Origin of the sequence: Ideonella sp., from assembly GCF_041287625.1 — a bacterium.
Lineage (GTDB): Bacteria > Pseudomonadota > Gammaproteobacteria > Burkholderiales > Burkholderiaceae_C > Ideonella.
This window is the reverse complement of record NZ_JBGGNH010000016.1, coordinates 73,549-86,399: the sequence shown is the minus strand read 5'-3', so window position 1 is coordinate 86,399 and position 12,851 is coordinate 73,549. Positions and strand designations below refer to the sequence as shown.

The window sequence follows — 12,851 nt, the reverse complement described above, 5'->3', positions numbered from 1 at the left end:
GACGCAACACACAGAAATACCCATGCCGAGGCCGCAGCCTTCAGCCAACGCCAAGCAACCAAACCCATGCACCCCGCCTCGCCAATGTCCAGCGACACCACTGACGCGGACAAACGTGTCCGGTCGTGTCAGGCGGGAATGCTAGCAGTGCAGGGTTTGCAGGAGTTGCGGCAAATACTGGCAGTTTCTAGTGTTTATGGGTGTTCAACCCTTGGCGGCAAGCGCTGCGGCAGCCAGCGGCGCGCGCAGCGACCTGTTTTTCGGCATCACCGGGGCTTCGTCGGCCGTGGCGGTCACGGGCGGCGCGTCGAACTGATCCGGAATGCCGAACACGGTCTGCAGGCTTTTCACTTCGGGCAACACATAGACCACCGCGCGCTGCCTGGCGAAAGTGGGGGCCAGCACCTGCTCGAAGAAGGCGACCGGCATGTTGATGCAACCGTAGGAGATGCGGTTGTCCGCGGTGGTCGGTGTGGCCAGGCGTTCCAGCCGGCGCTCGCTGGCGTTGGTGGTGCGCACGCGGTGCATCGAGACGGCGGCGGCGTAGTCGACCCACACGACATCCTGGTTGATCGCGTTCATGCCGCGCTGGCCAAGAAAACGGCCCGCAGGGGTGGTGCGCTCATCGGGGCGTACGTCGGCAATCGGCTTCTGGCCAATGCCGGGCACCGAGTCATCGCCGACCTTGGAGCCCAGCAGCACAGGCGTGGCGCCCTTGAGCTGGCCGTCGGAGGCGAACACGAACACCTTGGTGTTGTGCTTGTCGACGATCACGAAATCCATGCCTTCGTTGTTGTGCGAAGCCGCCACCCATTGCGCCAGCTTGCGGGCCGGCTCGGAGGCCGATTCGCCGTGCCAGTCCACCACCATCGCGCGCACTGGCGGCGGAACGGCAGAGACAGGCGCCTGCGGTTGCAAGGCCGCGGGCGCTTGCTCAGCATTGGGCGCCATCGCCACCGCCGCACGCTGGTCTGCCAGGCGGTGTTGGCGCAGTTGGTACTGCACCGGCAGGATGACGGCCGCGGCCGCCAGCCCGATCCACAGACCCCGTTGGATGCCTTCGAACCAGGCGCTGTCGCGCGGCGCCCCGGAAGCGGATTCAGGGCGGCGCGACGAAGAGTGCTCAGGGTTCGTGTTCATGGTGGCCAGGACCGGGATGGCTGGACGAGTCGCTTAGTTGCGATCGGCTTGCGGGGCCGGCATCGAGGTCGAGCTGCTGTTCATGCTGCTGCTGTCGGTGCTGCTGTTGTAGCCCTGGCTCTGGTCCGGCGTCGTGGTGGTCGAGCTGTTGTAGCCCTGGTCAGACGGCGCAGCCGGGGTGGTGCCGCTGCTCATGGATCCACTGGTGTCAGCAGCGGGCGGCGTCGTCGGCGCAGCTTGCTGCGCCACCGCAGCCTCGTTCGCGGCGCGCTGCGCTTCGGCTGCGTCCAGCGCTTGCTGGCGGGCAATCTCCCGCGCCTTTTCACGCTGCTGCTCGCGGTCGTGCATGGCCTGCAGCTGAGCCGACGACTCGGTCGTCGGAGCCTGCACCGAGGTCGGCGACGGGGCCGGTTCGGACTGGGCGTAGGCCATCGACAGGGCACCCGCCACGGTCGCAGCGGTGATGGCGGAGAGCAGGGTCTTGTTCGTCTTCATGGGGAACTCCTTTGGGAGGGCCGCACAGTGAAAACCGTGCGTTGGGAAGAAAGTGACAACCGGTGTTGGCCGGATGAATGTCAGCTTATGCCCCGCCCTCGGGCGCTGGTGTCAGGCGATGCCAACGGGGCCTGTAGGACTTGGCCCACCGCTCCGCGGCATCGCGGTCAGCCACCAGCCGGCAAGTCGCGCAGGTCTTTCGCCAGGCGCAGCCCGCTGAACTGCCAGCAGGCCGTGGCCGGGAAGAAGTTGCGGTAGCTCGGCCGGGCATGGTCGGCCGGCGTCGCGCACGAGCTGCCACGCAGCACGTACTGGTTGACCATGAACTTGCCGTTGTACTCGCCCACCGCACCTGGTGCGGCCTGGAAGCCAGGGTACGGCGTGTAGCTGGACTGCGTCCATTGCCACAGCGTGCCAAACCACTGCGCCTGGGCCTCCCCAGCCTGCTCAGGGTGCAAGCGCTCGGTCAGCGGCAAGCCAAGCCGCGCCTCGGCCCACGCCGCGCTGGCGGCATGCTCCCACTCAGCCTCGGTCGGCAGCCGCGCACCGGCCCAGCGGGCAAAGGCATCGGCCTCGAAGTAGCTCAGGTGGGCAACAGGCTCGGCGTCGCGCAGCGGCTGCAGCCCGCCCAGCGTGAAGGCCAGCCATGCGCCAGGCGCGCCGGGCTGCCAGTACAGCGGGTGCCGGTGCTGAGCCGCCTGGCGCCAGGCCCAGCCTTCGGAAAGCCACAGCAACGGATCGTCATAACCCCCGTCTTCGACAAACGCCCGGTACTCGCCATTGCAGACCAGCCGATCCGCGATCGCATACGGCGCCAGGTACACGCGGTGTCGTGGCAGCTCGTTGTCGAACGCGAATGCCGCGGCCTCGTCGTCCGACGATCCGGGTGCGTGACCAATCTCCACCAGGCCGCCGGCAAACTGCTGGAAGCGCAATGGCCTGGCCGGGCTGGACGCACCCGCGACCTCCGCTGCATCCCCCGGGGCCGGCCTGGCCACATAGGCCGGCCGCAGCGGGTTGGCAAACAGCAGGTGCTTCAGGTCTGTCAGCATCAGCTCCTGGTGCTGCTGTTCATGCTGCAGCCCCAGCGTCACCAGTGACTGCACCTCGGCGTTGGCATGCAGTTGCTGCAGCAGCGCGCCCATGCGGGCATCGACCTGCTGGCGGTAGATCAGCACCTCGGCCAGCGAAGGCCGGGTCAGCAGCCCGCGCGCAGGCCGCGGATGGCGCTCGCCCACGCTGTCGTAGTACGAATTGAACAACATGCGGAAGCCGGGGTGGAAGGGTGCGAAGTCCGGCTCCCAGCGTTCCAGCACAAAGGTCTCGAAAAACCAGGTGGTGTGGGCCAGGTGCCACTTGGCCGGGCTGGCATCCGGCATGGACTGCGCGCAGCAATCCTCGGCAGACAGTGGTGCGACCAGCCCCAGCGAATGCTGGCGCACCGCGTGGTAGCGCTGCGCCAGCGGCACGGCCGCGTGCACGGGCCCAGCCGGCGCCACCACTTCATCGATCAGCATCGCGGCACCCATCGCGAACTCAAGGCTGTGCCAACACCACGGCGAACCAGCCGCGGGCATCGGTCCAGCAGCGCACGCGCGAATAGCCAGCAGTGGCCAGCAGGTCCTGCAGCCGGTCCGGCGTGTACTTGTAGCTGTTCTCGGTGTGAATGCGCTCGCCGGCCGCAAAACGCCGGCCGCCACCCGTCCATCGCACCTCCAGTTCCTGGGTGGCCTCCAGGTGCATCTCGACGCGGCTGCGCTGCGCATTGAACAGCGCCACATGCCGCCACTGCATGGGCTCGAAGTCGCTGCCGATCAGCGTGTTCAGGTGCTTGAGCACATTGCGGTTGAACGCCGCGGTGACCCCGGCATGGTCATCATAGGCGGCCTGCAGGATCTGCGGATCCTTGACCAGGTCGACCCCCAGCAGCAGCGCACCGTCGTCGCCGCTCACCCCGCGGGCGCGGCCCAGCAATGCACAGGCCTCGGCCGGCTCGAAATTGCCGATCGACGAGCCCGGGTAGAACACCAGCCGGCGCTGCGCTGGCAGTTCCGGCGGCAGCTCGAATGGGCGGGTGATGTCGGCCACCACCTGGTGCACCTGCATCCACGGCAGCCCGGCCTGCAGCGCCCGCGCATGCGTGGCCAGGAAGTCGCCACTGATGTCGACCACGACCAGGTGATCCGGATCCAGCAACTCGCACAGCGACATGGCCTTCTTGCAGCTGCCGGCGCCCAGCTCGATGATGCTGCTGCACGCCCCTACTGCGCTGGCGATGCTCTCGTGATGGCGCACCATCACCGCCCGCTCGGTGCGGGTCACGTAGTACTCGGGCACCTCGGTGATGGCCTCGAACAGTGCCGAGCCCTGCTCGTCGTAGAAGTACTTCGGTGAAATGCTCGCCGCCGGCTTGAGCAGCGCGGCGACGATGGCCGCGTGCGCCGGATCCACTGGGGCGGCATCCGCAGGCGTGAGGCCTCGCGGCTGGGTGCGCGACACCACGTCGCGGAGGGTGGGAATCGAGTCGAACACGGCGCGCATGGCTCTCCCTGGACTTGCGGTGGACGGACGCAGCATCGCCTCTCGCCCCCGCATCGCAGTGTAGGACTGCGCCGCGTTTTCAGCCTGACACGCGCGCGGGCGCCAGCCCCAAGGGAATACACCAAAACACGAACCAGGCGATCAACAATGCGCGAGCGCCCGAGTTGGCGCTCACCCGCCTCACCCGGCTCAGGGCCCTGTCCTACAAGCCGCCTGCACCGCCACCGACGGCTGTGGAGGCCGCCGTTTCCTACAGTCCCACCATGCCCCGAAATGCTCGCCGGCGCCCCGCCCGGCGAACAGCTTCGTGGCCCCTTCGTGAAATCAACAGGACAACATCATGCTCAAGTGGGCCCTTATTTTTGCGGTGATCTCGGTGATTGCCGGCCTGATGGGATTTGGCGGCGTGGCCGCTGGTGCCGCCGGCATTGCCAAAGTGCTGTTCTTCGTGTTCCTGGCCATCTGCCTGCTGTTTGTCGTGCTGGCCTTGCTGGGCATTGGCGCGCTGAGGAAATAGCCGGGGGTCGGCCGCCAACAGCGGTGGCCCGCCAATTTGCGGCCAAGCGCCGTGAAACGTCGCGGCCGAGGCGACCAAATGCGTCACTCATATCGCCCTGGGCCGGCCCAGGCAGGGCCGGAAGTGAATGTTTGTAACGTTCACCGCGGCACAAGAGGCCCACAAAACCGCACTTCCCCTGGGACAGCGGTGCGGATGCCGGGCGCCGGCCCGGCCCCATGGCCTGCGGCTGGCGCGGAACCTGCAATGAGCTGCCTGCAATTCCTGTTTTTCGTTTGAGAAGGACCGGCGATGACGCTGGTTTTTTTGGTGGCCCGCCACGGCGACGTGGCGGGCGCCTTTTTATGCGGCTGCCGCGTCAGATCCCGCGCGGCAGCATCAACTCGAATTGCGTGCCGTCGCGCAGGCGCGAGCGGCCGATCAGCGAGCCGCCATGCGCGCGCGCCACCTGCTCCGGCAGCGACAACCCGGCCCCCACACGCGGCGCGGCCATGCCTTCCACCGCCTCGCCGCCGCCAAACAAGTGCTGACTGGCAGCGTCGCTGAGCACACCGGCAAAGCTGATGCGCAGCAGCAGCAAGCGCCGCTGGTCGCCATCCAGTTCGATCTTCAGCCCGGCTTCGCCCGCGTAGCTCGTGGCCTGCAGCAGCAGGTGGTCCAGCGCCTGCTGCAGCATCGCCCGGTCCATCAGCCCCTGGGTGTCGCCCACCGCCTCGAAGGCCGGCATCTGGCTCAACAAGCCATTGCCCTGGGCCATCTCCAGCCGCGCCTGCGTCAGCGCGGCCAGGTCCGTCATGACGGGGCTGGGGCGCAATTCGGCGCTGGGCAGCTGGGCCAGGTTCACCAGGTGGTCCACCTGGCGGCTCAGCATGGTGATGGCGGCCTTGATGCGGGCGCCGGCCGAGCCGGGGCCGGGCTTGTCGGAGCGCAGCAGCAGCTCGGCATTCAGCGCCAGCGCGGCCAGCGGCGCCCGGATGTCGTGCGACAGTGCCGACAGCATGGTCGAGTTGAGCCGCGTCAGCCGCTGCAGCTCGGCCATGTTCTCGGCCAGCGTGGCTTTCTGGCGGTGCAGGTCGGCAAAGATCGCCACCTTGCTGCGCAGCACCCGGCCGTCGAAGGGCTTGTAGAGGAAGTCCACCGCGCCGGCCTCGTAGCCACGGAAGCTGCGTTGCTCCTGCATCGAGCCAGCGGTCAGGAAGATGATGGGCACGTGGCGGGTGCGCTCTGCGCCGCGCATCAGCTCGGCCAGCGCGTAGCCGTCCAGGCCGGGCATCTGCACGTCCAGCAGCGCCAGCGCCACGTCGTGCTGCAGCAGCAGCTCCAGCGCGGCATCGGCCGAGTCGGCGGTCAGCACATGCCAATCGTCTGCGGCGAGCAACGCTCGCATCGCCAGCAGGTTCTGCGGCACATCGTCGACGACCAGGATGTTCAAAGGTTTGGCAGCCATCATCTTTCTCCCCCCGCCCGGGTCCGGCCCAGGGCATCACACATCATGTTCAAGCTCATCACCTGGTCCGCGCCGGCCAGGTCCAGCGCGGCCTGCGGCATGGTCGGCACCACCGCCTCTGCCGGATCCTGCACCCAAAGCCGGCCGCCGTGCGCACGAACGGCCAGCGCGCCGGCCGCGCCGTCGGCGCTGGCCCCCGTCAGCACGATGGCCAGCAGGCCGGCGCCGTATTCATGCGCCGCGCTTTCGAACAGCGGGTCGATCGCCGGCCGCGACCACAGCACCGCGTCGTCCACCGACAGCGCCGCCACCGGCCCGTCCGGCCCCGGGTCGACCAGCAGGTGGTAGTCCGCCGGTGCCAGCAGCACCCGGCCCGGCTTCAGCGGCTGGCCGGCCCAGGCATCTTCGACCGGCAGCGCGCAGCGCCTGGCCAGCAGCGCCGCGGGCGACAGCTTGCCCTCGGGCTGCGGCGCCCGGTGCAGCACCACCAGCACCGGGGCCGGGAAATCGGCCGGCAGCGCTGCGGTCAGCGCCAGCAGCGCCTCGACGCCACCGGCAGAAGCGCCGATCACCACCGCCTTGAGCGCCGGGCCGGGCCAGTCCATGGGCATGCTGCGGTCACTCACGAGCGTGGGTCACAGACGTTGGTACAGCCGCACATCGGGCTGCGGATGGAAAGGCTGGAACAGATGCGCATGGGCGCCGAACTGCAGCGACTCGCGGCTGCCCAGCCCGAGGAAGCCGCGCCGCACCAGCGCCTCGCGGAACAGGCCCACCGCGCGGTCCTGCAGGTCGCGGTCGAAATAGATCAGCACGTTGCGGCAGGACACCAGGTGCACCTCGGAGAACACTGCATCGGTCGACAGGCTGTGGTCGGCGAAGACCACCTGGCGCTTGAGCGCACGGTCGAACATCACGCCTTCGTAGGCGGCGGTGCAGTAGTCGGCCAGCGAGGCCTTGCCGCCGGCGGCCAGGTAGTTGCGGCTGAACAGCGGCATGCGCTCGCGCGGGTAGATGCCGGCCTCGGCGCGCTGCAGCGCCACCGGGTTGATGTCGGTCGCGTAGAGGATGCTGCGTTCCAGCAGCCCTTCTTCGTGCAGCAGGATGGCCAGCGACCACAGCTCCTCGCCATGGCTGCAGCCAGCCACCCACAGCTTGAGCGACGGATAGGTGCGCAGCTCCGGCACCACCTCCTGGCGCAGCACGCGGAAGTAGGCCGGGTCGCGGAACATCTCGCTGACCTGGATGGTGAGGAACTGCAGCAGCTGCGAGAAGGCATCGGGCTCGCGCAGCACCCTGTCCTGCAGCTCCGCCAGCCGCTCGCAGCGCATGGCCTGCAGCGCCTGGTGCAGGCGGCGGCGCAGCGAGCTGGGGGCGTAATGGCGGAAGTCGTGCTGGTAGCGCAGGAAGACGGCTTCGAGCAACAGCCTGATCTCGATGTCGAACAGCGCATCGGCCTGTGCCACGGCCTCGCTGCGTTCGCGCTGCACGGCGTCGGTCACCGGCGGTTCCGGCGGCGAAGGCGGGCGGCGCGGGCCTGTCATTTGGGCATCCAGACACGGCAAAGAGAGACCAGCCGGTCGACATCGATGGGCTTGGCCAGGTAGTCGTTGGCACCGGCCTCCAGGCACTGCTGGCGGTCGTCGGCCATGGCCTTGGCGGTCAGCGCGATGATGGGCAGGTCGGCGCCATCGGGGCGGGCACGGATGCGCCGCATGGCCTCCAGCCCGTCCATCTCCGGCATCATGATGTCCATCAGCACCAGGTCCACCGGCGGCTGGCGGTCCAGCCGTTCCAGGGCTTCGCGGCCGTTGCGGGCGATCTGCAGTTGCACGCCCAGCGGCTCCAGCACGCTGCTGAGCGCGAAGATGTTGCGCACGTCGTCTTCGGCCAGCAGGATCTGCCGGCCTTCGAGCACCGCGTCGCGGCTGCGCGCGGCCTGCAGCAGGCGCTGCTGCTCGCCCGGCAGCGCCGCTTCCACGCTGTGCAGGAACAGCGTCACCTCGTCCAGCAAGCGCTCCGGCGAACGTGCACCCTTGACGATGATGGAGCGCGAGTAGCGGCGCAGCAGCGTTTCCTCGTCGCGGCTCAGCGCCCGGCCGGTGTAGACGATGACGGGCGGAAAGCCTTCGCGCTCGCCGCGCGCCATGCGCTCGAGCAGGTCGAAGCCGCTGCCGTCCGGCAGTGCCAGGTCGGTCACCATGCAGTCGAAGGTGGTCGCGCCCAGGGCCGTCAGCGCGTCGGCCACCGTGCCCACCGTCGTGATCTCGACCTGCGGCGCAGCCAGCAGCAGCTGCAGGTTCTGCCGCAGCTCGGCGTCGTCCTCCACCACCAGCACGCGGCGCAGCGGATGGTCCAGCCGGTGCCGCAGCCGCTCGATGGCCTCGACCAGGTGCTCGCGCAGCGCCGGCTTCACCAGGTGGCCGATGGCACCCATGGTCAGCGCCGCGTGGCTGCGCTCCAGGCCCGAGACCACGTGCACCGGGATGTGCCGCGTGCCAGGGTCGCGCTTGAGCCGCTCCAGCACCGACAGGCCCGACACGTCCGGCAGCCCCACGTCCAGCAGCACGCCGCTGGGCCGCAGCTCCCGCGCCAGTGCCAGCGCCTGCTCGCCGTTGTTGGCCACCACGCAGTCGAAACCCAGTTCCTCGACCAGCGTGCGCAGCGTGGCGGCGAAGGTGCTGTCGTCCTCCACCGCGAGCAGCACCCGCCTGTCCCGGCCCAGGCCGGGCGGCAGCTCGATGGGTGGTGCCGTCGCCTTGGGTGCGGCCGGGCCGGCCGCGGGCGGCAACGCCGGCGCTGCCGGATGGGGCGCGCGGGGCGCGTCCGGCGCCGGCTGCTCGGGCAGCTCGGCCGGCAGGTCCACCGTGAAGGTGCTGCCCTGCCCCGGCGTGCTGTGCAAGGCCAGCGTGCCGCCCAGGCGCTGCGTCAGCTCGCGCGAGATCGACAGGCCCAGCCCGGTGCCGCCGAACTGCCGGCTGGTCGAGCCGTCGGCCTGGCGGAAGGCCTCGAAGATGACCTCGTGCTTGTCGGCCGGAATGCCCACCCCGGTGTCGCGCACCTCGAAGCGCACCGCGCCACCGGCCAGCGGCTGCAGCGCCAGCGTCACCTTGCCGTTGACGGTGAACTTCACTGCATTGGCCAGCAGGTTCTTCAGCACCTGCTGCAGGCGCCGGCTGTCGCTGAAGATGTGCTCCGGCAGGCCCGGGTCCAGCGCCACCTCGAAGCCCAGGCCCTTCTTCTCGGCCAGCGCGGCAAACACCGTCTGCAGCCGCGTGGCCAGTTCCCGCAGCGGCACGCGTTCACGCTGCAGGTCGGCATGGCCGGCCTCGATCTTGGAGAGGTCCAGCACGTCGTTGATCAATGCCAGCAGGTCGTTGTTGGCATCGAAGATCGCGCGGGCGAAGCGCACCTGCTCCTCGCTCAGCCGGCCTTCCTTGTTGGCCGCCAGCAGCTGCGAGAGGATCAGCGAGCTGTTCAGCGGCGTTCGCAGCTCGTGCGACATGTTGGCCAGGAACTCGGACTTGTAGCGGCTGGCAGCCTCCAGCGCCTCGGCATTGGCCTGCAGCGCGGCCTGCGACTGCAGCAGCTCCTGCTGCTTGTCGGCCATGGCCCGCGCATGCAGCGCCAGCTGGCCGTTGACACGCTCCAGTTCGGTCTGCTGCGTCTCCAGCTCGGCCTGCGACTCGCGCATGATGCGGCCCTGCTCCTCCAGCTCCTCGTTCGACACGCGCAGCTCTTCCTGCTGGGCCTGCAGTTCCTCGGCCTGGCGCTGGGTTTCCTCCAGCATGGCCTGGCGCTCCAGCCGGTAGACGGCGCTGCGCAAGGCCACGCCTGCAACTTCGCTGACACGGAGCGCCAGCTCCTCGCAGAGCGGCAGGTCCAGCGTGGCACGCGCTACACCGAGTTCGATCACGCCGACGTTGCGGCCCTCCGCATGCAGCGGCATCAGCAGCAGGTGCTCGGGCAGGCTGCGGCCCAGTGCGGACTGCAGCCCCAGGTGCCCCTCCGGCGCCGGGCTCAGCGCATTGAATCGGTCCTGGCGTGCGGCCTCGCCGAGCAGGCCGTCCTGCAGCGTGAGCGTCGCCGGCAGCGTGGCCAGGTCGGCCGCGTGACTGCCAAATCGCAGCAGCCGTTCGCCGTCGCGCCGATAGGCCGCGGCCACCGAAGGCGTCAGCCAGCCGCACAGCATCGCACAGCAGGCCTCGCCCACCTGCTCGATCGTGAGCTCTCCGGCAAGGCGCTGCGCCAGCGCCGATTCCGCCTGCTGCAGCCACAGCTGGCGCTGCATGGCTTCCCGCTGTCGCAGCACCCGCGAGACCACCACCGCCATCACGACGAATGCCATCGCGCCCATGCCGCGATTCACATGGAGCAGCAAAATCGACGCCGATCCCGGCGGCGAAAAAATCAACCCCAGGTAAGTGAAGACCAGCGCCACGCCCAGCAGCAGGTAGGGCACCCTGGGCCGCCGCTGCAACAGCGACAGCGACAGCGGCAGCAGGTACAGCACCCACTCGGCAAAGCCCAGCGGTGTCAGCACGTCCACCAGCAACAGGCCCAGCTCAAACAGCAGCGCCGCGGCCAGTACCAGGTGATCACGGCGGTCTACGGTTTGGTACGACGAAAACGGCATGGAGTCAGGCAGCAGGCTTGGGCGACGCAGCGGAATTTTTGCCGACGGTCCGCGCGAAGTCTGTAGGCCGGAACCTACATGTCGCCGCGGCGGCCACCGGCTGGCAATACCCACCACGGCGCCAGACACTTCGATCACGCCAAAGGACCGGCTCATCTCCTGATCCACCACAGCAGATGAAGCCCCGGGCCAAGGCAAGGACAGAAGGCGGGACGTGTGGCAACTGCATGGGCCCGGGGCAGTCCCCGGGTTCACCCGCCGATCAAGCAACCAACCTTTCCAAGGGACAACATCATGAAAAACTCCAAGCTGCTGAACAAATCTCTCGTGGCCATTGCTGCGCTCTGCTGCTTCGGCGCGGCCCAGGCCAACAACTTCAGCAAGAGTGCCTACGACGGCGCCAGGAAGGACATCGAGACCACCTACAAGGCCGAGAAGGACAGCTGCGACAAGCAGACCGGCAACGCCAAGGACATCTGCGTCGAACAGGCCAAGGCCAACGAGAAGGTCGCCAAGGCTCGCCTGGAATTCAACTACACCGGCAAGCCGACCGATGAAGCCAGGTTGGCCGAAGCGCAATCCGATGGCCGCTATGAGGTGGCCAAGGAAAAGTGCGACGACCTGGCCGGCAACGCCAAGGACGTCTGCGTGAAGGAAGCCAAGGCTGCACATGACTCCGCCAAGGCCGACCTGAAGGCGCACAAGAAGATCGTCAACGCCGAGCAGGACGCGCTCGACACCAAGATGACCGCCGAGTACAAGGTGGCCAAGGAGAAGTGCGACGGCCTGTCGGGCGACGCCAAGGACACCTGCGTGGCCTCTGCCAAGGCCCGCTACAACCAGAGCTGGTGAACTGATCGCGTCATGCCTCCGGGCTGACGCAGCCAGCCAGAAGGCGCCGCTCTGTCGGCGCCTTTTTCATGCGCGCCTTGTTGTCACCGGAGGCCCCGTGGCCACAGATCCTCGCCATCCCGATGCCCCAGAGGTCCGCAAGGGCCAGGCCCAGCCACCGCTGAGCCGGGCCGAGTTCAGCATCCGCTTCCAGCGCCGCTTCTACGACCCCGCCTTCCAGGCCGAGCGCGAAGCGCTGGGCCGCATCGAGGAAATCGCCTGGCAGGCGCTGCAGGACAGCCGCAAATCGCCCATCACGCGCCCGGCAGGCCCCGGCTTTGCGGACCCGGGCTACGAGACCTCGGTGGAATGGTTGGCCACGTGTGAGCGGCTTCGTGCAGCCGAGGCGCGCCAGCGCGAGCCGGCCACGGCATCCCGCGTGCTGCTGGTCAACGCCAGCGCCCGCAACGACAACACCTGCCCCGGCGAAGTCTCCAAGACCTGGCGCCTGGCCGGCCTGGCGAAGGAAGTGCTGCAGGCGCAGGGGCTGGAAGCCGACCTGCTGGACCTTAGCGAACTCACCTCCGAATACGGCCGCGAGATCCACCCCTGCAAGGGCTGCGCATCCACCGCGATGCCGCTTTGCCACTGGCCGTGCAGTTGCTATCCCAACCACGCGCTGGGCCAGTCCCACGACTGGATGGCCGACATCTACGAGCGCTGGGTCGCCGCGCATGGCGTGATCCTGCTCGCGCCCACCTACTGGTACCAGTCGCCCAGCCCGCTGAAGCTGATGATCGACCGCCTGGTGTGTGCCGATGGCGGCAACCCGGACCCGAGCAGCACGCATGGCAAGAAGCCGGAGGAAGCCAAGGCCATCGAGCAGAAGGGTTGGGACTATCCCAAGCACCTGGCTGGCCGCGTCTTCGGGCTGGTGGTGCATGGCGACGTCGCCGGCATCGAATCGCAGCGGCGCAACCTGGCCGACTGGCTGAACTGGATGGGCCTGATCGAAGCCGGCCGCCAGTCGCAGCTGGACCGCTACGTCGGCTACTGCGAACCGTACTGGAACAGCCACCAGGCGCTGGACCGCGACGAGGCCGTGCAGGAAGAAGTGCGCAACGTGGCACGCGCGGCGGCCGCGGCGGTGGGCCTGCTGCGCGAAGGCAAGCTGCCGCAGCCGGATGCGAAGCTGACGCCGCCCCGCATGAAGTGAGCGGGAAATGCCGACTTCAGGTGGCCGA

Annotated in this window: 11 protein-coding genes; 3 read left to right on the top strand and 8 right to left on the bottom strand. The window is 68.5% G+C overall.

Annotated features, from left to right (window positions below; all coding sequences use genetic code 11):
* Positions 1–204 precede the first annotated feature (204 nt).
* From ACAH41_RS06160 to egtD, 4 genes are all read right to left on the bottom strand, one after another.
* Positions 205–1,140 (bottom strand): hypothetical protein, encoded by a 936-nt coding sequence (locus ACAH41_RS06160; RefSeq protein ID WP_325648622.1) that lies wholly within the window; start codon positions 1,138–1,140, stop codon positions 205–207.
* A 33-nt stretch (positions 1,141–1,173) separates the two neighbouring features.
* Positions 1,174–1,635 carry a hypothetical protein gene (locus ACAH41_RS06155; protein ID WP_325648623.1) on the bottom strand — a complete coding sequence of 154 codons (462 nt, stop codon included), beginning with the start codon at positions 1,633–1,635 and terminating at the stop codon, positions 1,174–1,176.
* Positions 1,636–1,802: 167 nt separating this feature from the next.
* Positions 1,803–3,164, bottom strand: a complete 1,362-nt coding sequence (gene egtB, locus ACAH41_RS06150) for an ergothioneine biosynthesis protein EgtB (protein WP_370538219.1) — start codon at positions 3,162–3,164, stop codon at positions 1,803–1,805.
* Positions 3,165–3,171: 7 nt separating this feature from the next.
* Positions 3,172–4,176 (bottom strand): L-histidine N(alpha)-methyltransferase, encoded by a 1,005-nt coding sequence (gene egtD, locus ACAH41_RS06145; RefSeq protein ID WP_325648625.1) that lies wholly within the window; start codon positions 4,174–4,176, stop codon positions 3,172–3,174.
* Positions 4,177–4,516: 340 nt separating this feature from the next.
* On the opposite strand from egtD, the gene ACAH41_RS06140 reads away from it, so the two are divergent.
* Complete coding sequence (locus tag ACAH41_RS06140) at positions 4,517–4,693, top strand: DUF1328 family protein (protein ID WP_141288651.1); 177 nt, start codon at positions 4,517–4,519, stop codon at positions 4,691–4,693.
* Positions 4,694–5,051: 358 nt separating this feature from the next.
* On the opposite strand, the gene ACAH41_RS06135 is transcribed toward ACAH41_RS06140, so the two are convergent.
* The 4 genes from ACAH41_RS06135 to ACAH41_RS06120 are packed head-to-tail and all read right to left on the bottom strand — an operon-like array spanning position 5,052 to position 10,776.
* A complete protein-coding gene (locus tag ACAH41_RS06135) occupies positions 5,052–6,140 on the bottom strand; it encodes a response regulator (RefSeq protein WP_325648627.1) in 1,089 nt (362 codons plus the stop codon).
* On the bottom strand, positions 6,140–6,766 hold the full coding sequence (locus tag ACAH41_RS06130) for a chemotaxis protein CheB (protein ID WP_370538218.1): 627 nt from the start codon (positions 6,764–6,766) through the stop codon (positions 6,140–6,142). Before ACAH41_RS06130 ends, ACAH41_RS06135 begins: the two co-directional genes overlap by 1 nt.
* 9 nt (positions 6,767–6,775) lie before the next feature.
* Positions 6,776–7,684 (bottom strand): CheR family methyltransferase, encoded by a 909-nt coding sequence (locus tag ACAH41_RS06125; RefSeq protein ID WP_325648630.1) that lies wholly within the window; start codon positions 7,682–7,684, stop codon positions 6,776–6,778.
* Entirely contained in the window at positions 7,681–10,776 is a 3,096-nt protein-coding gene (locus ACAH41_RS06120; RefSeq protein WP_325648632.1) for a response regulator, read from the bottom strand. Before ACAH41_RS06120 ends, ACAH41_RS06125 begins: the two co-directional genes overlap by 4 nt.
* 294 nt (positions 10,777–11,070) lie before the next feature.
* Here ACAH41_RS06120 and ACAH41_RS06115 point away from each other — a divergent pair, with 294 nt between their 5' ends.
* On the top strand, positions 11,071–11,628 hold the full coding sequence (locus ACAH41_RS06115) for a hypothetical protein (RefSeq protein WP_325648633.1): 558 nt from the start codon (positions 11,071–11,073) through the stop codon (positions 11,626–11,628).
* A 97-nt stretch (positions 11,629–11,725) separates the two neighbouring features.
* Entirely contained in the window at positions 11,726–12,823 is a 1,098-nt protein-coding gene (locus ACAH41_RS06110; protein WP_325648634.1) for a flavodoxin family protein, read from the top strand.
* The last annotated feature ends 28 nt before the right edge of the window (positions 12,824–12,851 follow it).